Here is a 21,460-nt window from a genome sequence, read left to right as displayed (position 1 = left end):
CACCCGCTACAAAGAACCCCGCCTTCCAAGCGAAGGCGGGGTTCTTTGCTGTTCGGACTGCCTTGGAGCCGCTATTGACCGGCTTTGACCCGCAGCACCGTAAGCGCTGCGGCGTCCACCTTTGCCCGGAAGGCAGGATCTGCCGTGGCCTTCTGCACCACCGCCTGGTGCATTGCCGGAATGCTCGCGGGATCGGCACAGACCAGCATGGTTCCGCCTGCGCCGAAGAAGTTCAGGGCACGCTCGGCATCGGACCATGATTCCAGCTGGGCAGCGCTGCAGAGGTCATCCGAAAGGACAATCCCCTTGAAGCCGGCGTCAGCACGCAGCATCGTATCCATCACGGTCGGTGAGAACGGTGCAATGTTGGCGGCGTCGATCTTGTCGTAGTAGGCATTCGAAACCATGACCCACTGGGCGCCCGATGTGATGGCCGCATGGAAGGGCGACAATGCGGGATCGTTCCGTGTGGTTGTCGTGTCACGGACATCGCTTGTGACGTCCGTGTTGGGAACAACCCTGCCAAGTCCCGGGAAGTGCTTCACCACGGGGGCCACTCCGGCGTCCTTCATGCCATCGGCAAAGGCATTGCCCAGCAGCGAGACGTTGGCCGGGTCATAGCCGTACTCCCGCTGAAAATGGCCGATGGGGGCATTCGAGGGCGCAAACTGCGGGCTGGTCACTGTATCCAAAACCGGTGCGAGGTTCACGTTGACGCCTACGCTGCTAAGTTCCTTCCCCCACGTTGTAGCATCCGCGCGGAGTTTCGCCGCCCCGGAAGACGCTTGGACCAGGGCCGTGGGAATGGTGGAGAACCCCGGACCGGAGAGAACCTGGACGTATCCGCCCTCTTGGTCGGTGGCCACAAAAAGGGGTACCCCGCCGGTGGTGGCAGTAGATACCGTGCCTGTCAGCGAAGACACAAGGGACGCGGTCGGGGCAGTTCCGGCCTTGCTGCGTCCGCTGAGGTAAACGTTTCCGGCGTGATATTTGGTCAGCGCATCCATGGTTCCCGGTTCGGCACCGCTGGCCTTGGCTGCCACCATGAACAGTTGTCCCACCCGTTGCTCAAGGCTGAGTGCGGCGAGCTGCTGCTCCGCAGCTGACGGCGCGCTGGGCGCCGGCGCAGGGGCTACGGAGGGGGGCGGGGAAGGAACCGCTGAGTTGGTAACTGATGCCGGCGGCGTTGTGGGAGCGGGCGATACTGAGGGCGAAGAAGGAGCCACCGACGGCGTCGCCTCCCCCGAGGTTTGGCCGGAACCGTCTGTGCCACTGGAACAGCCAGCGGCTGCGACCAGCAGCACTCCGGCGGTGGCGATGCTGAGACTCAATGATGCAATGGAAGGGGACTTGCGCATGGTAAACCGTGAATTCGTTGGGGGTGGGTTTCCACCTACGAGCCTACCCCGATCGGACGCAACAATGCCCCGGACAGTAGCTTCAAGCAATTGCCCGGGGCATCACACAGGATCTAGGCCGTAGCGCCCGCTGCAGCTTTCGCTGCTGCCGGAAGGGCGTCGATAATGCGGTTCATCGCGGCGTCGTCATGGGCAGCGGAGAGGAACCAGGCTTCGAAGACCGACGGCGGAAGGTAAACGCCGGAGTCAAGCATGGAGTGGAAGAACGGGGCGTATCGGAAGCTTTCCTGCCGCTGGGCGTCGTCGTAGTTGTGCACGCCGTGGGTAGAGGTACCAAACGCAACAGAGAACAGATTGCCCGCCCGCTGGATGGAGTGGTCCACACCGGCGTCATCAAGGGCGGAGGAGAGCGCAGCTGAGAGTTCCAGCGAACGGGCATCAACGTAGGCGTAGACCTCAGGAGTTGCGTTGGTCAACGTTGCCACGCCTGCGGCCATAGCCACGGGGTTTCCGGACAGGGTACCGGCCTGGTAGACCGGGCCTACGGGAGCGAGGTAGTCCATGACGTCGGCACGGCCGCCGAGGGCCGCCGTCGGCATTCCACCGCCGATGACCTTGCCGAAAGTGAGCAGGTCCGGAGCCCAACCTTCCTGGCGACCGGTCAATCCCCAGTAGCCGGAGTAGCCGGTGCGGAAGCCGGTAAGGACTTCGTCGAGAATGAGGAGCGCACCGTTTTCCTTGGTGATACGGGATAGGCCCGCGTTGAAGCCTTCGCCCGGGGTGACGACGCCCATGTTCGCCGGAGCCGCTTCCGTGATGACGGCAGCGATGTTTTGGCCGTGGGCAGCGAAGGCAGCCTCGACGGCAGCGAGATCGTTGTAAGGCAGAACCAAGGTCTCAGCTGCGGTGGCCTCTGTGACACCGGCAGAGCCGGGCAGTGCCAACGTGGCGACACCGGATCCTGCAGCCGCCAGCAGTCCGTCCAAGTGCCCGTGGTAGCAACCGGCGAACTTGATGATCAGGTTGCGGCCCGTAAAACCGCGGGCCAGGCGAACGGCCGTCATGGTGGCTTCAGTTCCGGTGGACACCATCCGCAGGCGTTCGACGGCGGACACCCGGTCCTTGACGATCGCGGCAAGGTTGGCTTCATCCGGTGTGGAGGCTCCGAAGGAAAGGCCCCGGTCCACAGCTGCGTGAACGGCGTCAAGCACGGCAGGGTGGGCGTGGCCCAGCAGCGCCGGGCCCCAGGAGCAGACGAGGTCTACGTATTCCTTACCGTCGGCGTCCGTCAGGTAGGCGCCCTTGGCGGACACCATGAACTTCGGAGTGCCGCCCACTGACCCGAAGGCCCGCACCGGCGAGTTCACGCCGCCGGGCATCAGGGACCGGGCACGGTCGAACAGTTGATCGGACACGGGGGTGTTTGACGTCATGGTTCCTATTCTTTCAGTGATTCAGGGAGCGGCATGGCCGCCACCTAGGATGCTGTGGCCAGCAGCTCAGCAACCCGCGGGGCTACCTCGGTGCCGTAGAGCTCGATGCAGCGCATCATGGATTGATGCGGCAATGTTCCATTGCTGTATTTGAGGTCGAAGCGGTCCACGCCAAGGTTCCGCTTGAGCAGGACGATTTTCTGCGCCACGGTTTCCGGGGAGCCAACGTAGAGGGCACCTTCCGGGCCGCACATGGCATCAAACTCCCCACGGTTCCCTGGACCCCAGCCACGTTCGGAACCGATCCTGTTACGCTGCTCCAGCCAATGCGGGAAGAGCTCTTCGCGGGCAGCATCGTCCGTGTCAGCGATGAAACCGGGTGAGTGCGTTGCGATCTGACGCATCGGATGGCCGTACTTGGCCATCGCCTCACGGTACAGGTTGACCAGCGGTGCGAAGCGGCGGGGCTCTCCCCCGATGATGGCGAAAATGATGGGGTAACCATATTCGGCACAGCGCAGCACGGACTCAGGTGTACCTCCGACGCCAATCCAGGCCGGCAGCAAGTGGTGCTGCAATTTTGGGTATACCTGCAGTCCATTGACGTTGGGCCGCGTGCGCCCCTCCCAATGAACCGGTTTTTGTGCCCGAACCTTATCAAACAGCTCCAGTTTTTCCTCGAACAGGACTTCGTAGTCCGCCAGGTCCAAACCAAACAGCGGGAACGACTCCACGAACGAACCCCTGCCGAGCATTACCTCTGCCCTGCCGTTGGACAACGCGTCCACGGTGGCGAAGCGCTGGAAAACCCGGATCGGATCATCGGAGCTGAGCACGGTAACGGCCGACCCCAAGCGAATCCGCGAGGTCACTGCGGCTGCCGCTGCAAGGAAGACCTCTGGCGCGGACACAGCGAAATCGCGGCGGTGGTGTTCGCCCACACCAAAAGCATGGATTCCGACGGCGTCAGCCAGCTTTGCTTCCTGGAGCAGTTCGCGCAGGACACGCGCATGCTCCTTCGGGTTCCCCTCGGCATCCACACCGGCGTCGCCAAAAGTATTCAGGCCGAGGAGGATCTCGTTGGCCCCCACTGGCGCGCTGGGGTCGGACGGGACTACTGATTCTGCGGGAACAGCGGACTCTGGGGAAACAGGGGACATCAGGACTCCTTCAGCCAGCCTGCCAGTTCGGAGGCCCAGTAGGTCAGGACGGTGTCGGCTCCGGCACGCTTGATGCCGAGGACGGACTCCGTGATGGCACCGCGCCTGTCGATCCATCCGTTGGCTGCGGCCGCTTCGATCATGGCGTACTCCCCCGAGATTTGGTAGGCCGAGACCGGCACCGGGCTCATGGCAGCGACATCGGCCAGGATGTCCAGGTAACTCATGGCAGGCTTGACCATCACCATGTCGGCGCCTTCTTCGAGGTCCAGCTCAACTTCCAGGATGGCCTCCCGACGGTTGGCCGCGTCCATCTGGTAGGTCCGGCGATCACCCTTGAGCTGGGAATCCACGGCCTCTCGGAACGGGCCGTAGAACGCTGACGCGTACTTGGCCGCATAGGCAAGAACAGCAGTGTTCTTGTGTCCGGATTCCTCCAGTGCTTGACGGATCACCGCGATCTGGCCGTCCATCATTCCCGAGGGGCCCAGCACATGGGCTCCGGCGTCGGCCTGCGCTACAGCCATCCGGCCATAGATCTCCAGCGTGGCGTCGTTGTCCACATAGCCATCGGAATCAAGGACGCCGCAGTGGCCGTGGTCCGTGAATTCGTCGAGGCAAACATCGCCCATGATCACCAGGTCATCACCGACCTCCGCCTTGACGTCGCGAATGGCCTTGTTCAGGACGCCCTCAGGGTCCAGGGAGGCGGTGCCTTGCGCGTCACGTACCGCAGGCACGCCGAACAGCATGATGCCTCCGACGCCCAACTCCACGGCTTCCGCGGCCGCCCGCTTCAGTGACTCGGTGGTGTGCTGGACGACCCCCGGCATGGAACTGATGGGGCTCGGCTCAGTAAGTCCCTCCCGGATGAACGCCGGAAGGATCAGGTCCGCGGGCGCCAGGCGGGTCTCGGCGGTAAGCCTGCGCATGGCGGGAGTGGTGCGCAAGCGGCGGGGACGATGGTTCGGAAAGCTCATTGCGGGTTCCCTTCGTTGGCGAAAATAGATTCCAAGGCGGCCACAATGCCGTCCGGGGTTGGTTCTTTGGCAGTAACTGCAACGGTGAGGCCGAACCGCGAGGCCTCTGTCGCCGTCGGACGCCCAATGGCGACGAAGCGGCAGGTGCCCAATGCCGGAAACAATTGGGCGATGCGACGTGCAGCGCTGGGAGAAGCAGCCACTACGGCGTCCAGGGTTCCGGCATCCAGTGCGGCGCGTGCCTCTTCCGGGCTGAGCGTTGCCGGAACATCAAGGGCGGAAACCACGACGCCGGACGGAAGTTCCGCTGTAAGGCGAAGTTCCGCTCGGGCAGGGTAGTCCACCGTGTGATAAGCGACCACGCAGGTGACATCCGCACCGGCAGCGGCCAGGCCTTCCCGCAGGCCGGGCGATGCGATGTCAGCTTGAGGCAGGAAAACCCGTTCACTGGACGCCTCCCACACAGCAAGCAATCCATCGGCCGACTGGACTTCCGCAGGAGCCAAGGCGACCGTGAGGCCCACGGATTCAAGGACCTGACGGGAGGAGGGACCTATCGTGGCAACCTTCGTATCGGCTGGGACAAGGTCCGCCACGGCGACGCCGCGCTGAGCAGCTTTCTCCAATAAAACCCGCACAGTGGTGATGCTGCTGATCACCATCCAGTTGAAATCACCGGCCACCAAACGTTCCAAGGCGGCGTCAAGGGGAACCTGGTCCCCCGCCTTCTCAAAATCGATGAGCGGCAGCACCAGTGGCTCCGCTCCCAAACCGCTCAAAAGCGATGCCAGGGGACGCGCACGGTCGGCGGTCCTGGTAATCAGGACGCGCCGACCGGTCAGCCCGTTCAATTCATGCGTCTCAGGACGCCGCAAGGTCCGCGATCTCCGCGGCGCCGGCAGCGAGCAAGAGCTCCGCCACTTCGATGCCGAGCAACGTGGCTCCGACTTCCGTGAGACCGTCGGTGGCTTTCTTCTCGCGCACAGTCTTGGTGCCATCCACGGCACAGACCACTGCTTCAAGGTGCAGCATGCTGCCCTTGCGGAAGGCGTAGGCACCCACAGGAGCTGCACATCCGGCTTCAAGCCTGGCCAGGACTGCACGCTCGGCCGTGACGGCGAGACGGGTGTCGTCGTCGTTCAGCGCCGCAAGGGCCTGTGCGAGCACTCCGTTTGACCCTTCGGTGGAACCCGCCAAACGCGGGGCATCGTTGGTCCGGCATTCGATGGCCAACGCTCCCTGCCCGGGGGCAGGCAGCATGACATCGGATTCGAAGAACTCGCTGACAGTGTCCAGGCGGTCCATGCGCTCCAGGCCCGCGGCGGCCAGCACCACGGCGTCGAGGTCGCAGGACTTGCCTGGAACAACTTCATCGGTGGCGTTTCCTGGTAGTCCCGGGACACGGCCGAGACGCGTATCAACGTTCCCACGGATATCGAGTACCTCAATGTCCGGACGTGCAGCCCGTAGCTGAGCGGCCCGCCGTGGCGAGCCTGTGCCTACTTTGGCGCCGCCCGGCAACTCGGCAAGAGTCATACCGTCGCGTGCACAAAGAACGTCACGGACATCCACCCGCTTGGGTGTTGCGGCGATGCTCAGGCCAAGTGCGGCTCCCGTGGGCAGGTCCTTCAGGGAGTGGACGGCGACATCACAGGTTTCAGCGAGGAGTGCATCCCGCAGGGCAGCAACGAACACACCTGTGCCGCCCATCTGGGAAAGGGATCCGGTTTTGACGTCTCCCTCGGTCTTGATGTGCACGAGCTCCACCGGGAAGCCGCCGACGGCAGCCAACTGGTCCGCAGTTTGCTGCGTCTGCGTCAGAGCAAGTTTGCTCGCCCTGGTGCCGATGCGAACAGTCACTTGGCAGCCTCCGGAGCGGGGTAGGCGTCATGGCCGATACCGATGCTGGCGCCAACTTCGGAGATGACGGGTTTTGCCCCTCGGAAGTTCTCGCAGCAGTTGGGACGGCAGACGTCGTACCAAGGGCCAAGGTCCGTTACGTGGGGACGGTCAGCGATGTTGTGTTCTACGGTGCGTTCGCAGATCAGGTCCACCAGTCCGGACACGAAAGCCGCGTGCGTACCCGGAGTGGGCACGCGGGTGGCCTCGATGTTCAGGTTATTGCAGGTTTCCAGTGCCTCGGTGTCGAGGTCCCAGGCAACCTCCATATGGTCGCTGACAAAACCAAGGGGAACGATGACCACACCGCGGACGCCTTCGGGGGCGATCTCCTCCAGGTGGTCATTAATATCAGGTTCCAGCCAGGGAATGTGCGGAGCGCCCGAGCGGGACTGGTATACGAGGTCCCAGGCCACGTTCGGTGCCACAGCGTCCATGATGGCTTTGGCGTTGGCAAGGTGCTGTGCAGCGTAGGCGGAACCTTCAGCAAATTCGCGCGGTTCGTCCTCGGACCTGCCTGCAGCCTCTGCATCCCGGGTAGGAATGGAGTGGGTGGCGAACAGCACTCGAATCTTCGAATCCGGGTCGGCTTCGCCTGCTGCGGCGAGCTTCCCACGGATCTCCTCCAAGCCGGCCGTAGTTCCCTCAAGGAACGGCTGAACTACGCCGGGGTGGTCGAAGTACTGGCGGATCTTGTCCACTTCAAGCTTGCCGTCCAAGCCGGTTTCGGTCAGCGCAATACCAATGTCTTCACGGTACTGCCGGCAGCTGGAGTAACAGGAGTAGATGCTGGTGGTGAGCATCAGGATCCGGCGGTGTCCGGCGTCGTAAGCGTCCTGCAGGACCGGCGCGATGTACGGGTCCCAGTTCCGGTTTCCCCAGAGGACCGGCAACTCGATGCCGCGCTGTGCCAGTTCAGCCTCGATCGCGGCCTTCAGCTCACGGTTCTGTTGGTTGATGGGGCTGATGCCGCCAAAAGCCCGGTAGTGGTGCGAGACCTCTTCGAGGCGCTCATCCGGGATGCCGCGACCACGGGTGACGTTGCGCAGGAACGGAATGACGTCATCCTGGCCTTCAGGACCACCGAAGGATGCGAGCAGCACGGCGTCGTACCGCTTGGGCTCCTGCCGGCCACGCTCAGTGACGGCGTTCGGTGCTGTGGAGATAACGGGCTGGGTCATGCCAGGACCTCGGCAATCTCGGCAGCCGTGACGCGGCGGCCGGTATAGAAGGGGATTTCTTCGCGGACGTGGTGTCGCGCTTCCGTGGACCGCAGGTGACGCATCAGGTCCACGAGGTCAACCAGTTCAGGTGCTTCGAGGCCGAGGATCCATTCCCAGTCGCCCAGGGCAAAAGAGGAGACAGTGTTGGAAATGACCTGCGGGAATTCGCGTCCAAGCAGGCCGTGGTCGCGGAGCATCTTGCCACGCTCGTCCGTGGGCAGCAGGTACCACTCGTAGGAACGCACAAACGGGTAGACGCAGAGCCAGGTGCTGGGCTCGACGCCGCGGGCGTAGGCGGGCACGTGGCTCTTGGAGAACTCAGCTTCGCGGTGCACGCCCATGGCGGACCAGACGATGTCAGTTCCCGCAAAGAGCTTGCTGCGGCGGATTGAGCGGACGGCGGATTGCAGGTCCTCCGGCTTGGGCCCATGGAGCCACACCATGATGTCAGCGTCCGAACGCATGGCCGAGACGTCGTAGCTGCCCCGGAGGATCACGCCGCCCTCCGCGAGCTTCTCCGCAAGGGCTTCGAATTCCTGTGCGGCATCGCCGCTGCGCAGGACGTCGGCCGAGCGCTTGAAGACCGTCCACAGCGTGTAGAACTGTTCTTCGGTTTCAGCAGTTTTAGTGACAGATTCGGCAGAAGTGTGGCTCATGGTTCAAGTTTGCCCCGTGCCAGCCCCTAAGTCGAAACGGATCAGTTCTACAAGGCGTAGAAGTGATGCAAATCACAAAGCAGACAGTTAGTCGGCCCGTACTGCCGCGAGTTGCGCCCTCGTATCGGCCACTACTGCGGCAAGGCCGTTTCCAGCCAACCAGCCACCCACCACGGTAAGTCCATCCGCTGCGCCGCAGACCTGGCGAACTTGCGCCACGCGCTGTTTATGACCGACGGCGGCGAACGGCAGGGCGCCCGCCCACCGCACCACATCCCAGTCAACGATGTCCGCCTGCGATATCGGGACGGTCAGCAGCGCGGAAGCATCCTCCAAAGCCGCGGCCAACAGTGATTCATCATCGAGGACAACGTCCCCGCCCCCGCCAGCTTCTTCGCGCCGACCATAGGAGAGACGCAGAACGTGTGTGCCCGGACCGGCTTCGTCTGCCAGCCAATCCCACTTGGCCGTTGCATGCGTCAACGCCTTGGCCTTGATCCCCGGAGTTTGCGGAGCCACCAAAATCCCGGTTCCTCGGGGCCTGCCATCCAGCTGAGGCAAGTCCACAACCATCGTCACAAGACTCACCAACGGGCCGGGAGCCGGGCGGAGGCTGGACAGCTCAGGCAAGGACTGCTGCAGCAGCCCAACGGCGGCCGGACCCTCAAGCGCAACCACCAGCCTGCCGGCGTCGTACGTGGCATTCCCGGCGGTGACCCTCCAGCCATCCTGTGTCTTCACGACATCATCGGCGTGTTGATTGGAGAGCAACGCGACTCCACGTTCCCGCAGATCCGCCACGAGCGCTTCCACCAGGGTGTTCATTCCACCTTTTAAGCCCGCGACGGCGGAACCCGCCTTAGCCGGACCAGACGCACCGCCGGAACCGGATGCGGAACCCTTGGCACCTTTGCGTTGAGCCGCAACAGCGGCAGCGAGTGAGCCCTGAGCGCGAATCCCAGCGCGCAGCCCCGGGGCCACCATGTCAACATCCAAGAGGGCGGGGTCGGCCGAGTGAACGCCACCAACTACAGGTGAAACGAGCCGTTCAAGAACTTTTTTGCCCATCCGGGTACGAACCAAGGAGGCAACGCTGGTGACGTCCGAAGACGTTCCGACAGAGGCCGGGAGCCAGCGGTCCAAGGAGGCCCTGATGGCTCCCGTGAGGCCCAAAGATCGCCGCACTTCGGGGTCCCAGGGGTTTGCCGGAATACCAAGCACTCCCGTCTTTGGTAGCTCTTGCGGGCCGTTCGGCAGCTGCACCCAAGCACCGCCGGGGTGCGGGGCTACGATCCTGTCCGCCAGTCCAAGTTCACGTGCGAGGTCGGCTACAGCTGTGGATCGGGTGGCGAACGATTCCGCCCCACTGTCCAGGTGCAGCCCGGCAACAACATGGCTTCCCACGCAGCCGCCCCAGGCTTGGTTTGCCTCAAGGACCGTAACCGCAGAACCGGCCGCGGCCAGTTCCCGTGCGGCAATCAGGCCAGAGATCCCACCGCCCACTACGACGGCGGTTGGTCCTCCTGCTGCTGCTTTGGGCGCTGCGTGTACCCCGCGCATTGTTCCTACTCCGCGGGGATGGAGTGAATGAGCTCCACGACGCGTGTCAGGACTGTGGGGTCCGTTTCGGGAGGAACTCCGTGGCCGAGGTTCAGCACGTGGCCCGGGGCGTGGGAACCAGCAGCGATGACTTCGCGGACGTGGGCTTCAAGAACCTCCCACGGGGCAGACAGAAGAGCGGGGTCGATGTTGCCCTGCAGCGGCACAGTGCCGCCGAGCCGACGATTGGCCTCGTCCAAGGGCAGCCGGTAGTCCACGCCCACGACGTCAACTCCGACGTCGTGCATGGCAACCAGCAGTTCGGAGGTGCCGGTGCCGAAGTGGATCAGCGGTGCCCCGAGTCCACGGACGTGGTCAAGCGCACGGGTAGATGCAGGCGCCACGTACTTGGTGTAGTCAGCCAAGCCCAGCGATCCTGCCCACGAATCAAAGAGCTGCGCTGCCGAAGCGCCTGCCTCAAGTTGGGCCTGAAGGAACATGCCGGAGGTGTCGGCCGCCCAGTTGGCCAGCGCGGCCCAGGTCTCGGGGTCCGCGTGCATCATGGTCCGCGGGCCGAGGTGGTCACGCGAGGGCTTCCCCTCAACCATGTAGGCAGCGAGGGTGAACGGCGCGCCGGCAAAGCCGATAAGCGGGGTCTTTCCCAATTCGGCAACCGTCAGGCGGACGGCTTCACGGATAGGCTCCAGGGCTTCCCACGTCAGCGTGGGCAGGGCAGCAACGTCAGCTGCTGTTCGGACCGGCTTGTCCAGGACGGGTCCCACGCCGGGGACGATGTCCACACCGACACCCGCCAGCTTCAGCGGAATGACGATGTCGGAGAAGAAGATGGCGGCGTCCACATCGTGGCGGCGAACAGGTTGGAGGGTGATCTCGGCGGCGAGTTCGGGTCGGAGGCAAGAGTCCAACATGGCCACGCCCTCGCGTACCTTCAGGTACTCCGGAAGGGATCGGCCAGCCTGGCGCATGAACCATACCGGCCTGCGGGAGGGCGTGCCGCCCCGGTATGCCGTGATCAGCGGTGAGTCCGAGGTCCGACCGTCCTTCAGCGGGTGGTTGGCGTCGAGGGTTCCCGCCGGGGCGTTGGAGGCCGTACTGTTGGATGCTGCCGCGCTAGAAGTCATGCCTTCGATTGTGCCGAAAATCCGGGGCAAAAGATAACGACAAGCTGTCACGTCGCGCCCCGCCCGGGCCGTTGTGGCCGGGATCACTCGCTTGCGTGTGGATCACCACGGCGCCACATTGTTCTACCGGGCTACGAAAAAGCTATGATTGGGGTGCTGTGGTTCTTTTCTCATTGGTGGCTACACACGCCGACATCGACCTCGAAACTGTCGCTCAGTTGAGCAACGGTTCCTCTGAGCTTGCCTCGGCAGCCCTGACAGACTCCGCCGTGGTCTCCGGAGCCGTGGTCCTGGCCACGTGCAACCGCTACGAGGTTTACGGCGAAACTGCCAACGGAGCTGACCTTGAGGCAGCCCGTTCCGCCCTCGTTTCACAGATCAGCGAACTCAGCGGCCTCAACGAGCAACTCGTCTCCCGCTCGTTTGCCACACACACAGGCCCGGACGTTACCCGGCACCTCTTCGCTGTAAGCGCCGGACTGGATTCAGCCGTCGTGGGTGAGCGTGAAATTGCAGGCCAGGTTCGCCGGGCACTGATCACCGCGCAGCAGGAAGGAACCGCCAGCTCCGGTCTGGTGCGCCTCTTCCAGGCAGCATCGAAGACCGCCAAGGATGTTGGCGCGCAAACCGCCCTCGGCTCACGCGGGCTTTCGATCGTCTCCGTGGCACTGGACCTGGCCACCGACCTCGCCGAGAACGATGATTGGTCCACCAAGAAAGTGGTTGTCTTCGGAACCGGGGCCTACGCCGGCGCTACCATGTCACTGCTCCGTGAGCGCGGCTGCACGGATGTTTCCGTCTACTCTTCTTCCGGCCGCGCCGAAGGCTTCGTCGCGACCCGCGGCGGGACGGCACTCGACGCCGACACTCTTCCTGCTGCTGTTGCCGCAGCCGACGTCATGATCGGCTGCAGCGGTTCCGACAATCGGGTGGAGGCCGCCGACCTTGCCCGCGTCCGGGCAAATTCGGGCAAGCCCTTGATCGCAATTGACCTCGCCCTCACCCACGATTTCGACCCAGCAGTGGGCGAACTCGACGGCGTTGAACTCCTGACGCTTGAATCCGTTCGGCTCGCTGCGCCCCAGGAACAAGCAGAGTCACTTTCGCAGGCCAGCGCAATCGTCAACGGCGCCGCCACGTCGTTCGAGTCCGAACGCGAAGCGCGCTCCGTGGACACCGCCATCGTGGCGCTTCGCCGCCACACCATGAACGTCCTTGACGCGGAAATGGAAAAGGTCCGCGCCCGGCACGGTTGTACCGCCGCTGCCGAAGAGGTGGAGTTCGCCCTGCGCCGGATGGTCAAGCAGCTCCTGCACATCCCCACCGTCCGGGCGCGTGAACTAGCAGCAAACGGCCAACAGGACGACTACGTTGCCGCCCTCGAGGCCCTCTACGGCATCCAGGTGGAACAGCCCCAGGCTGCTGCCCCGGCCGCCGAGTGCCCGGTGGATCACGAGCAACTCCGCTCCGAAAGCGCCTAGCCGCCAGGTTGCCGCCCACCCGTTGGCTGTGCCCGGTCAGCCGGGCGCCCACCTCGGTCCAGTAAGCCCACGACTGTCTAGTAAACGGGCTTTTCCGGCTCCACATCCCGCACCCAGGCGAGAATACCGCCGTCGAGATGGCTGACGCGGGTATAGCCCGCTTTCTGCGCCGCTTCCAAGACTGCTGCCGAGCGCGTGCCGGCCTTGCAGTGGAACACTATGTCCTTGTCCTGCGGCAGCTCTACCCACGCCTCACCCGAGAGAATGCGGCCCTGCGGAATGAGCCGGGAGCCGTCGATGCTCACGATGCTGTGCTCGCCGGACTCACGGACATCAACGAGTTCGAAGTCCCGCTCCCCCAGCTCCCGTTCGGCAAGCATCCCGGCGAGGTCCTTGGCGGTAACAGTGTGAGCCTGATCCGTGGCGGCCGGTGGCGTCACGCCGCAGAAGGCTTCGTAGTCGGTCAGTTCCGTGATGGGTTCGGCTTCGGGATCCTTGGAGACCTTGATCTCGCGCCAGCTGCCGCCAAGAGCATCAAAGAGCGCCACACGGCCGAGCAACGAACGCCCGACGCCGGTGATCAGCTTCACGGCCTCAGTCACCATGAGCGATCCGACCGCTGCGCACAGCATGCCGAACACCCCGCCCTCGCCACAGGACGGCACAGACCCCGCGGGAGGCGCTTCGGGGTAGAGATCCCTGTAGGTGGGCCCGTGTTCGGCCCAGAAGACGCTCACTTGGCCGTCAAAACGGAAGATGGAGCCCCAGACATAAGGCTTACCGAGGATGGCAGCGGCGTCGTTCACGAGGTACCGCGTGGCGAAGTTGTCGGCCCCGTCCAGGATGAGGTCATACTCCGCAAACAGCTCCAGCGCGTTGGAAGAGTCGAGCCGGATGTCATGCAGGACCACGTTGACCAAGGGGTTGAGCTCTGCAATGGCGTTGCGCGCGGATTCGATCTTGGGCGTACCCACGTCCTTCACACCATGGATGACCTGTCGCTGCAGATTGCTGAGGTCAACTACGTCGTCATCCACAATGCCAAGGGTGCCCACGCCCGCGGCGGCCAGGTACAGCAGTGCCGGGGACCCGAGGCCTCCGGCGCCGATGACGAGGACTTTGGCATTCTTGAGCCTGCGTTGGCCCAGGGCGCCAATTTCAGGAATGATGAGGTGCCGGGAGTACCGCTCCACCTCCGCCGGAGTGAGTTGGGCGGCCGGTTCAACGAGGGGCGGCAGGACAGCGGGCGCAGCAGTGTGGGCAGCAACAATTGAGGCCATACCCCAATGTATGCCTGCAGATGCCGCCCGGTCATATTACCCCCCGGTAGAGTAGTCATAACTGCAAAGGAAAGGCGGCAGACTGTGGCTGACGGCACACGGGCAAACGATGGAGCACCGGCCAAGCTGGAACGGGCAGGTACAACGCGTTCACCAAGGTTGCCGCGCGACGAGCGCCGCGCACAGTTGCTGAACGCGGCATTGGAAGTTTTCGTCTCCAACGGCTTCCACGGGGCGGCCATGGACGAAATCGCGGAAGCCGCACATGTGAGCAAACCAGTGCTTTACCAGCACTTCCCGTCCAAGCGCGAGCTTTATATGGCTCTCTTGGACAGCCATTTGGCTACCTTGACGCAGCTGATGCTCGACGCCTTGAACTCCACCACTGACAACAAGGAACGCGTCAAGGCCGTCATGCGCGCCTACTACAGGTTCATCGCCGACGACGACCAAGCCCACCGCCTGGTCTTTGAATCGGACCTCATTAACGACCCCGACGTCAGTTCTCGTTTGGAGACTTTCAACAAAACGTTTGCGGACGCCGTGGCCCACGTCATTGCCGAGGACACCAAGCTGCCCCCTCTTGAAGCGCAGCTCCTTGGGCGTGGTTTGGCCGGAATGGCGCAGGTCAGCGCCCGGTATTGGCTTGAGACGGATGGAAACCTGGACCTCGATGTGGCCAGCGATCTGATCTATCGTTTAGCTTGGCGCGGAATCAGTCGATTCCCCAAAGAGTCCTAGGCTACAAATAGAGGACTGACTTAACCCTTGATTGGCTTGGAGGCCTTGCTGTGGAAGTAAAGATCGGCATTCAGAACGTTGGCCGTGAGATCGTGCTCGAATCCGCTTTGGATGCCGACGCGGTCGCCAAGATCGTGGCCGAGGCCGTGACCAAGGGCTCCGAACTTCGCCTGACGGACGAGAAGGGCCGCCAGATCATCGTTCCGGGCAATGTCCTGGGCTACGTGGAGATCGGCGCCGAGGAAGTTCGCCGCGTAGGCTTCGGCGCCCTCTAGCCCTATCCCCACGTCTCGTCGTCCGCTAAGGAGTTTTCATGCTTTCTCTCGTCGTGGTGGTTCTGGCCACCATTGCCACAGGTTTCATCGTGTGGGCCAACGACAAGCGGCACGGCAAATACGGGATCGCTCTGCCGGCCGGCGTCTCAGCAGCTGTCGGCACGCTGAGCTGGATCGCTTTCATCAGCGCCGGATTGGGATACCAGCCCGGCGCAACATGGATTCCGTGGGTCCTGCCAATTGTGCTCGGGACCGCCGCGGCGGTTGCCGTGGTGCTCTTCTTGGGCCGGACGCGAACGAAGCACGACACCGCGGCGCTCACCAAGGCGCTGCGGCTTTAAGGCCTTAAGCTCGCGAGATGGCAGTTAACACCAATGGCCGAGCTTGGTATTGGTGTTAAGTGCCATCTCGGCGCTTCAGGTTGCCGGGTACCGTTCAGGCTGCGCGGCTGCACCTATCCTTGCGGCCGCTTCGCTCACAGCGGTGGCAGCGGCAACGTCACGTTTGGTCACCTGGCCGCCCGCATCGTGGGATACATAGCGGAGAAAAACCCTGTTGTAGCGCCACTCCAGATCCGGATGATGATTTTGATCCTCCGCGATCCCTCCAACCGCGGCGATGAGCGCAAGCGCGTCCGCCGCCGTCGAGGTTTTATAAACAGTCACCAGGCCACCTTGGTACTTCCAGTCCGGAAGGTTCCCGAGGGCATCGTTGATGGCTGCTTCAGTCAGTTGGTCTTCCGTGCCTGCCATGACTGCTCCTTCATCAGAGGAACTCTGCCCGGCCCTCCATCGCCGAGGATGCGAGCGCGTGCTCCCGTCGAGGAATCCGGCCCGCCTGCTTGGCCAGCCTACCGGCGATCACGGCGTGTTTGAAGGCCTCGCCCATCTGAACGGGGTTCTGCGCCCGCGTTACAGCGGTGGCAAGCAGGACGGCATCACAGCCCAGTTCCATGGCGAGGGCAGCATCAGAGGCCGTGCCGATCCCCGCATCGAGGACCACGGGCACGGAGGCCCGGGACACAATGAGTTCAATGTTGTGCGGGTTGAGAATGCCAAGGCCGGTCCCAATGGGCGATCCCAAGGGCATGACGGCTATTGCACCCAGATTCTCGAGCCTGAGCGCCAGCACGGGATCGTCATTGGTGTAGGCGAATACCTTGAAGCCGCGGTTTACGAGTTGCTCCGTTGCATCCACCAGTTCCACGGCGTCGGGAAGGAGTGTGTGTTCGTCCGCGATGACTTCCAGCTTCACCCAATCGGTCTCAAGTGCTTCCCGAGCCAGCTCGGCAGTCATCACGGCATCCTTGGCCGTGAAACAACCAGCAGTATTGGGCAGCACGCGGATGTCATGGTCCACCAGCAGTTGGAACAGCGAGCCGGTTTCGGCGGGCGAATAGCGGCGCATGGCCACTGTGGTGAGCTCGGTCCCCGAAGCGAGGAGTGCTGATCCCAAGCCATCGAGGCTCGGCGCGCCTCCGGTCCCCATGATGAGGCGGGAACCGAATTCGACGCCGTCGATCACCAGAGCGTCGGTGCGGACGTCAACGTTTGCTGTTGTCATGATTAGCCTCCCTGGACTGCTGTTACGAGTTCGAGTTCGTCTCCGTCGGCGAGCGCTGTCACGGCCCATTGGCTGCGCGGCACCACCTCGGAATTGCGTGCGACGGCGACTCCCAGCTTGCCGCCGTCGGCCGCTTGTCCGCGGGGGTCCAAGGCGCGACCGGTGACGGCGGTGACGAGGGTACTGACGGATGCGTCGTCAGAGACTGCGTGGTCGGTTCCGTTCACTTTGATGTTCATGCTGTTTCCTCGGTGGTGGTTCGTACTGCTGGCGTGAGTGCTCGGGCAACAGGGGCGTTGCTCGCGAAACGATGGGGCCTAAAGGGGACCCATCGGGGGTCCGCTGAGCCACTAACAATGAGTTCTCCGACGATCTTGGCGGCCACGGGAGTCAGGAGGACTCCGTGGCGGAAGAATCCCGTGGCGATCACCAGGCCCTCGATGTCACCGTTGGAAGCACCGATGTCACCGTTGGAAGCACCGACCCGTCCGAGCAGCGGGGCGTTGTCCGGTGTTCCGGGGCGGGCGCGGGCTGTTGTTTCAAGGAGTTCCAGCTCAGCCACTGCGGGGACCAGTACTTGGGCGTCCCTCAGCAATTGGTAAACGCCACCCGCCGAGACCGCATTGAAAGGCGCTGACAACCCGTCTTCGCGTTGCGTCGCTCCTATCACCACAGTTCCGTCGTCCCGGGGCACGATGTAGACAGGCACTCCACGAACCATTCCGCGAATCGTTGATGTGACCAAGGGCCGCAGGTGATCGGGAACGCGAAGGCGGAGGATGTCCCCATAGACCGGCCTTACCGGAAGGCTCAGACCATCAGGGAGACCGGACAATTGGGACGCCCCAAGCCCGTTGGCCACCACGGTCTCTCCGGCGAGGACAGAGACTCCTGACTCAAGCTCCGCTCCTGCGACCCGCCCGCCTTCCCACAGCAAACCGCGAGCTTGGGAAGCAATTGCGAATCCGTCATCGGCTCCCGACACCCAGGAACTGTCACTTGGCGAATGGTCTGCCAGTCTTGCCAAGAGGCATGCCGCCAGTTTTCTCGGATCGACTTGGTGGTCGGCAGGAATATCGAAAGCGCAGGAGATCTGCGGGCTGAGGAGCGGCTCCCGTTGCCTCGCGTCCCGCAGAGCGAGAGGTTCGACTCCTAAGCCAGCCGCAATCTGGACCGACCTTAGGTCCGCGAGCGCCCGGCGGTCGGCTGCATCGGCACCCACGGCGAGGGTCGGCGTCGTGCGGTATCCGCTGTCCTCTGCGCCTTGATGCAGGCCGTCCACGAAGGAGGGCCACAGCCGGGAAGACTCAAGCATTAAGTCAAGAAGGTCTTCTTCCTGGTAATGGAGTTCACTGACCGGTGCAAGCATGCCGGCCGCTGCGAAGGAGGCACCGGAAGCTGGTGCGGGGTCGATCAGCGCAACTGAACGGCCCAATCGCCGGGCCTCGTGAGCGATGCCGAGGCCGATGACGCCGCCACCAATGACGGCAACGTCTGCATGAAGAGGGGTATGGCGGGGATCTGCCATTCGTTTCCTTCCCTACGCCGGTACTAGCCGGATCAGGTCAAGCGGTCGGCGCTGAAGCCCTCTCAGCCGGACAGTCATATGACGAATGTCGCGGCTCCCGCAGTACGTGCCCAGTTTAGAGGAACTACTCTGGTTCCCATGACTCAGCCTGACGCTCTTGCCTCCGCCCGCCTCTACCTGTGCACAGATGCCCGTAAGCAGCAGGGCGATTTTGAGGACTTTGTAGACGCCGCTTTCGAGGGCGGTGTGGACATCATCCAACTCCGCGACAAGACTCTGGAAGCTGCCGAAGAACTGGAGATGTTGGCCGTCCTGCGGAGCGTCGCACAACGGCACGGACGTCTTTGGGCTGTCAACGACCGGGCCGATGTTGCCAGTATTTCCGGGGCTCCCGTGTTCCACATCGGGCAAAAGGACCTGCCACTGACGGCCGCCCGGACCCTGCTGCCGAATGTCACCGGCATCGGCCTCTCCACCCACACAACGGAACAAATCGATGCAGCTGTAGCCACCGCCCAAGGGCCCTTGGGACTGGATTATTTTTGCGTGGGCCCAGTGTGGGCAACACCCACCAAACCCGGCCGCGCTGCAGTCGGTTTGGACCTGGTCACATATGCCGCAGAAGCGGTCAACCGTTCAGGCGACGGGGCGACCATCCCTTGGTTCGCCATCGGCGGCATCGATCTCAGTAACGTTGAACAGGTTGTGAAAGCGGGCGCCAGCCGTATCGTGGTGGTCCGTGCCATCACAGCGGCAACGGACCCGACGGCGGCAGCCAAGTCGCTGCTGGAAGCTTTGGATACCGTCTAGGGAAGTCGGAGTTCCGCGCGATCCGCGGGCTAAGCGGTCAGGCCGAGGCCAGTCATCCGGCGGGCGTGCTTATCGGCGAGCTCAGTCGTCAGCTTTTTCACCGCGGCACGCGCGTCCCCGCCGCTCTTCAGCATTGGCCCCAGCAGGGGATGTTCCATGCCGACGCGCTGCGCTTGCGTCAACGCTTCCCCCACCAAGCGGCGGCCCCACAGCGCCAATCGCGAAGCGAGGCGCGGGTCATCTGCCAAGGCCCGCCTGAGCAGGACGCGAAGGACTTCCGTGGCCTGATCGGGGGAAGCAACGCGCTCAACGAAATGCTGCGTTGTTGGGTCGAGGAACATCGAGACAGCCCTATAGAAATCTGATGACACAGTATCGATGACGTAGGCCTTCATTACGGATTCGAACCAGTCCCCCGGCTTGGTGCGCTCGTGGAAGTGATCGAAGGAGCGCTGAAACGGCAGCATGGCCTGTTCCGGATCCAGGCCCATCTCCGACAGGCGGTCGTTGAGGAGGGCAAAGTTTCCGTAGGCCCCGACTGAGATTTTCGCGAGCACGGACCTGTCGTGAAGCGTGGGTGCATAGCGGGAATCCAAGGAGAGCCGCCCGAAGGCGGACAGTTCGCCATACGCCATGGCTCCAAGCAACTCCGCTGAGAGTTGCCCGGCATACGCTGCGGCGCCCTGGGAAGTGCCCATGATCCAAGACTATCGGCCCATTTCGGGCTAACCTGATTTTCGTGTCACATCATCGGATTGCGCCCAACGTCGACGACTCGTCGGACCAGCTCGCCGCGGCCCTTGCCGCCCTGAGGACGGAGTTGGAACTCCCTGGCGAATACCCGGCAGAAGCTGTGGAAGAGGCGAGGGAAGCGGTGGAGGCCCTTGAGTTGCCGGCCCAGGACCTGCGGGACATTCCTTTTGTGACCATTGACCCCGCGACGTCCACCGACCTGGACCAGGCTCTGTTCATTGAACGGGCCGGTGACGGATACAAGGTCCTCTATGCCATCGCCGATGTGCCGTCCTTTGTGGCTCCAGGCGGCGCACTTGATGCCGAAACGCGTCAACGCGGGCAAACGTTCTACGCTCCTGACGGCCGGATCCCACTGCACCCGGAGGTCATCAGTGAGAACGCGGGAAGCCTGCTGGCCGAGCAGGACTGCAGTGCTTTCGTCTGGGATTTTGACCTGGACGCGGAAGCTGAAGTTTTGGCCGTCACCGTTGCCCGTGGGACGGTGCGCAGCAGGGCCAAACTGAGCTACAAGGGCGCCCAACAGCAGATCGACGACGGTACCGCCCCGCGCGTTCTTCAACTCCTCAAAGAAGTGGGATTGAAGCGCGTCGAACTGGAACGGCAGCGGGGCGGCGCAAGCCTCAACATGCCGGAGCAGGAAATAGTCCAAGCGACCGACGGCGGCGGGTACAGAATCGCCGCGGCACCCTCCCTGCCGGTTGAGGACTGGAACGCGCAGATTTCCCTCATGACAGGCATGGCCGCCGCCCAGATGATGCTCGATGGAAAAGTGGGCATCCTGCGCACCATGCCCGCACCTGATGATCGGTCACTGCTTCATTTCAAGCGGCAGACCACCGCCCTCGGCAAACCCTGGGACGGACAAGTCAGCTACGGCGAGTACCTGCGGACCCTGGATGCATCCGATCCCAAACAGCTGGCCATCCTGCATTCAGCCGGCACGTTGTTCCGGGGCGCAGGCTACACGCCCTTTGACGGTGACGTTCCGGCCAATGTGATCCAAGCAGCTATCGGGGCTCCCTATGCACACACCACAGCTCCCTTGCGGCGCCTCATCGATCGCTTCGTCCTGGTGATCTGCGAAGCGCTCAGCAATAACCACGACATCCCGGCGTGGGCGCGTGAAGCCCTCCCGTCGTTGCCCGAAATCATGGCAGCCTCGGATCAGTTGGCCGGACGCCTCGAGCGCGCGGCATTGGACACCGTGGAAGCCGCGCTCGTGGCCAACCACATAGGCCAGGAATTCGAGGCTGTGGTCATTTCCGGGTCCAAGCCCTCCAACGGTGCCGCCAAGGGAAACGGCAATGGCAACGGCAACGGCAACGGACCTTTTGGCGTCGTGCAAATCGCAGACCCTGCTGTTACGGCCCGCTGCGACGGAGAAATGGAGTCCGGAACCAAGGTTCGGGTGCGGCTTCTGAAGGCGGATATCGCCAGCCGGGAGATCCGGTTCCAGTTGCTGCCCTGAAGCCGTACATCCGGCGATCCGGGCTTTCCGGCCCCCAGAGGATAGACTGGGCTTGTAGTAATGGATGCCCGGTCGTTGATTCAGTTAATTTTTGAACTCAACAAGCCCGCCCCTACGCGATCTTGAGATGTACCAACTGGTCACCAGTGCCAGTACTTAGATAGCCCG

Annotated in this window: 22 protein-coding genes and 1 riboswitch; of the genes, 6 read left to right on the top strand and 16 right to left on the bottom strand. The window is 63.2% G+C overall.

The window, feature by feature from the left end; genetic code table 11:
• Positions 1–71: 71 nt before the first annotated feature.
• From M1D89_RS09470 to hemE, 10 genes are all read right to left on the bottom strand, one after another.
• Positions 72–1,358, bottom strand: a complete 1,287-nt coding sequence (locus M1D89_RS09470; RefSeq protein ID WP_498650046.1) for a glycoside hydrolase family 3 N-terminal domain-containing protein — start codon at positions 1,356–1,358, stop codon at positions 72–74.
• 113 nt (positions 1,359–1,471) lie between these two features.
• Positions 1,472–2,791, bottom strand: coding sequence for a glutamate-1-semialdehyde 2,1-aminomutase (gene hemL / locus M1D89_RS09465; protein ID WP_498650044.1), 1,320 nt, complete (start codon positions 2,789–2,791; stop codon positions 1,472–1,474).
• 44 nt (positions 2,792–2,835) lie between these two features.
• Positions 2,836–3,951: an LLM class flavin-dependent oxidoreductase gene (locus M1D89_RS09460; protein ID WP_498650043.1), complete on the bottom strand. Its 1,116-nt coding sequence runs from the start codon at positions 3,949–3,951 to the stop codon at positions 2,836–2,838.
• Entirely contained in the window at positions 3,951–4,931 is a 981-nt protein-coding gene (hemB, locus tag M1D89_RS09455) for a porphobilinogen synthase (RefSeq protein ID WP_179017115.1), read from the bottom strand. The genes M1D89_RS09460 and hemB overlap by 1 nt, the downstream gene beginning before the upstream one ends.
• Positions 4,928–5,782 (bottom strand): uroporphyrinogen-III synthase, encoded by an 855-nt coding sequence (locus tag M1D89_RS09450; RefSeq protein ID WP_498650041.1) that lies wholly within the window; start codon positions 5,780–5,782, stop codon positions 4,928–4,930. Before M1D89_RS09450 ends, hemB begins: the two co-directional genes overlap by 4 nt.
• Before the next feature lie 10 nt (positions 5,783–5,792).
• Complete coding sequence (hemC, locus tag M1D89_RS09445; RefSeq protein WP_498650039.1) at positions 5,793–6,791, bottom strand: hydroxymethylbilane synthase; 999 nt, start codon at positions 6,789–6,791, stop codon at positions 5,793–5,795.
• Positions 6,788–8,011, bottom strand: a complete 1,224-nt coding sequence (locus M1D89_RS09440; RefSeq protein ID WP_498650037.1) for a ferrochelatase — start codon at positions 8,009–8,011, stop codon at positions 6,788–6,790. Before M1D89_RS09440 ends, hemC begins: the two co-directional genes overlap by 4 nt.
• Positions 8,008–8,709 (bottom strand): hydrogen peroxide-dependent heme synthase, encoded by a 702-nt coding sequence (hemQ, locus tag M1D89_RS09435; protein WP_498650035.1) that lies wholly within the window; start codon positions 8,707–8,709, stop codon positions 8,008–8,010. Before hemQ ends, M1D89_RS09440 begins: the two co-directional genes overlap by 4 nt.
• 87 nt (positions 8,710–8,796) lie before the next feature.
• Entirely contained in the window at positions 8,797–10,269 is a 1,473-nt protein-coding gene (gene hemG / locus M1D89_RS09430; protein ID WP_498650033.1) for a protoporphyrinogen oxidase, read from the bottom strand.
• 5 nt (positions 10,270–10,274) lie between these two features.
• Positions 10,275–11,390: a uroporphyrinogen decarboxylase gene (hemE, locus tag M1D89_RS09425; RefSeq protein ID WP_498650031.1), complete on the bottom strand. Its 1,116-nt coding sequence runs from the start codon at positions 11,388–11,390 to the stop codon at positions 10,275–10,277.
• A gap of 158 nt (positions 11,391–11,548) precedes the next feature.
• Here hemE and M1D89_RS09420 point away from each other — a divergent pair, with 158 nt between their 5' ends.
• Entirely contained in the window at positions 11,549–12,871 is a 1,323-nt protein-coding gene (locus tag M1D89_RS09420; RefSeq protein ID WP_498650029.1) for a glutamyl-tRNA reductase, read from the top strand.
• Between the two features lie 77 nt (positions 12,872–12,948).
• Here M1D89_RS09420 and moeB read toward each other — a convergent pair whose 3' ends face one another.
• Positions 12,949–14,151, bottom strand: coding sequence for a molybdopterin-synthase adenylyltransferase MoeB (gene moeB / locus M1D89_RS09415; protein WP_498650027.1), 1,203 nt, complete (start codon positions 14,149–14,151; stop codon positions 12,949–12,951).
• Between the two features lie 6 nt (positions 14,152–14,157).
• On the opposite strand from moeB, the gene M1D89_RS09410 reads away from it, so the two are divergent.
• Genes M1D89_RS09410 through M1D89_RS09400 form a run of 3 tightly spaced genes read left to right on the top strand, consistent with a single transcriptional unit; the run spans position 14,158 to position 15,508 of the window.
• Entirely contained in the window at positions 14,158–14,892 is a 735-nt protein-coding gene (locus tag M1D89_RS09410) for a TetR/AcrR family transcriptional regulator (RefSeq protein WP_017198592.1), read from the top strand.
• Positions 14,893–14,942: 50 nt separating this feature from the next.
• Positions 14,943–15,167, top strand: a complete 225-nt coding sequence (locus M1D89_RS09405) for a DUF3107 domain-containing protein (protein WP_011775412.1) — start codon at positions 14,943–14,945, stop codon at positions 15,165–15,167.
• A gap of 38 nt (positions 15,168–15,205) precedes the next feature.
• Positions 15,206–15,508: a hypothetical protein gene (locus M1D89_RS09400; RefSeq protein ID WP_017198593.1), complete on the top strand. Its 303-nt coding sequence runs from the start codon at positions 15,206–15,208 to the stop codon at positions 15,506–15,508.
• 75 nt (positions 15,509–15,583) lie between these two features.
• Here the strand turns inward: M1D89_RS09400 and M1D89_RS09395 are convergent, their stop codons facing one another.
• From M1D89_RS09395 to thiO, 4 genes are all read right to left on the bottom strand, one after another.
• The gene (locus M1D89_RS09395; RefSeq protein ID WP_498650025.1) at positions 15,584–15,919 is read right to left on the bottom strand and encodes a 4a-hydroxytetrahydrobiopterin dehydratase; all 336 of its coding nucleotides are present in this window, start codon (positions 15,917–15,919) and stop codon (positions 15,584–15,586) included.
• Positions 15,920–15,932: 13 nt separating this feature from the next.
• Positions 15,933–16,730 (bottom strand): thiazole synthase, encoded by a 798-nt coding sequence (locus tag M1D89_RS09390; protein ID WP_498650023.1) that lies wholly within the window; start codon positions 16,728–16,730, stop codon positions 15,933–15,935.
• A gap of 2 nt (positions 16,731–16,732) precedes the next feature.
• On the bottom strand, positions 16,733–16,969 hold the full coding sequence (gene thiS / locus M1D89_RS09385; RefSeq protein ID WP_017198595.1) for a sulfur carrier protein ThiS: 237 nt from the start codon (positions 16,967–16,969) through the stop codon (positions 16,733–16,735).
• Positions 16,966–18,258: a glycine oxidase ThiO gene (gene thiO, locus M1D89_RS09380; RefSeq protein ID WP_498650020.1), complete on the bottom strand. Its 1,293-nt coding sequence runs from the start codon at positions 18,256–18,258 to the stop codon at positions 16,966–16,968. Before thiO ends, thiS begins: the two co-directional genes overlap by 4 nt.
• Positions 18,251–18,369: riboswitch (TPP riboswitch) on the bottom strand. Its footprint overlaps the gene before it by 8 nt.
• Before the next feature lie 27 nt (positions 18,370–18,396).
• Between thiO and thiE the strand changes: the two genes are divergently transcribed.
• The gene (thiE, locus tag M1D89_RS09375; RefSeq protein ID WP_498650019.1) at positions 18,397–19,068 is read left to right on the top strand and encodes a thiamine phosphate synthase; all 672 of its coding nucleotides are present in this window, start codon (positions 18,397–18,399) and stop codon (positions 19,066–19,068) included.
• Between the two features lie 29 nt (positions 19,069–19,097).
• Here the strand turns inward: thiE and M1D89_RS09370 are convergent, their stop codons facing one another.
• Positions 19,098–19,766: a ferritin-like fold-containing protein gene (locus tag M1D89_RS09370; protein WP_498650017.1), complete on the bottom strand. Its 669-nt coding sequence runs from the start codon at positions 19,764–19,766 to the stop codon at positions 19,098–19,100.
• A gap of 41 nt (positions 19,767–19,807) precedes the next feature.
• Between M1D89_RS09370 and M1D89_RS09365 the strand changes: the two genes are divergently transcribed.
• Complete coding sequence (locus M1D89_RS09365; protein WP_498650015.1) at positions 19,808–21,292, top strand: RNB domain-containing ribonuclease; 1,485 nt, start codon at positions 19,808–19,810, stop codon at positions 21,290–21,292.
• Positions 21,293–21,460: the final 168 nt, after the last annotated feature.

This window comes from Arthrobacter sp. D3-18, assembly GCF_054408525.1.
The sequence above is the reverse complement of the archived record's forward strand: the minus strand, read 5'-3'. Positions and strand labels throughout refer to the sequence as shown.

Coding starts and splice junctions, on each gene's coding strand:
- M1D89_RS09470 (WP_498650046.1), bottom strand. CDS start 1,358: ATGCGCAAGTCCCCTTCCATTGCATCATTGAGTCTCAGCATCGCCACC.
- hemL (WP_498650044.1), bottom strand. CDS start 2,791: ATGACGTCAAACACCCCCGTGTCCGATCAACTGTTCGACCGTGCCCGG.
- M1D89_RS09460 (WP_498650043.1), bottom strand. CDS start 3,951: ATGTCCCCTGTTTCCCCAGAGTCCGCTGTTCCCGCAGAATCAGTAGTC.
- hemB (WP_179017115.1), bottom strand. CDS start 4,931: ATGAGCTTTCCGAACCATCGTCCCCGCCGCTTGCGCACCACTCCCGCC.
- M1D89_RS09440 (WP_498650037.1), bottom strand. CDS start 8,011: ATGACCCAGCCCGTTATCTCCACAGCACCGAACGCCGTCACTGAGCGT.
- hemQ (WP_498650035.1), bottom strand. CDS start 8,709: ATGAGCCACACTTCTGCCGAATCTGTCACTAAAACTGCTGAAACCGAA.
- hemG (WP_498650033.1), bottom strand. CDS start 10,269: ATGCGCGGGGTACACGCAGCGCCCAAAGCAGCAGCAGGAGGACCAACC.
- hemE (WP_498650031.1), bottom strand. CDS start 11,390: ATGACTTCTAGCGCGGCAGCATCCAACAGTACGGCCTCCAACGCCCCG.
- moeB (WP_498650027.1), bottom strand. CDS start 14,151: ATGGCCTCAATTGTTGCTGCCCACACTGCTGCGCCCGCTGTCCTGCCG.
- M1D89_RS09410 (WP_017198592.1), top strand. CDS start 14,158: ATGTATGCCTGCAGATGCCGCCCGGTCATATTACCCCCCGGTAGAGTA.
- M1D89_RS09400 (WP_017198593.1), top strand. CDS start 15,206: ATGCTTTCTCTCGTCGTGGTGGTTCTGGCCACCATTGCCACAGGTTTC.
- M1D89_RS09395 (WP_498650025.1), bottom strand. CDS start 15,919: ATGGCAGGCACGGAAGACCAACTGACTGAAGCAGCCATCAACGATGCC.
- M1D89_RS09390 (WP_498650023.1), bottom strand. CDS start 16,730: ATGACAACAGCAAACGTTGACGTCCGCACCGACGCTCTGGTGATCGAC.
- thiS (WP_017198595.1), bottom strand. CDS start 16,969: ATGAACATCAAAGTGAACGGAACCGACCACGCAGTCTCTGACGACGCA.
- thiO (WP_498650020.1), bottom strand. CDS start 18,258: ATGGCAGATCCCCGCCATACCCCTCTTCATGCAGACGTTGCCGTCATT.
- thiE (WP_498650019.1), top strand. CDS start 18,397: ATGACTCAGCCTGACGCTCTTGCCTCCGCCCGCCTCTACCTGTGCACA.
- M1D89_RS09370 (WP_498650017.1), bottom strand. CDS start 19,766: ATGGGCACTTCCCAGGGCGCCGCAGCGTATGCCGGGCAACTCTCAGCG.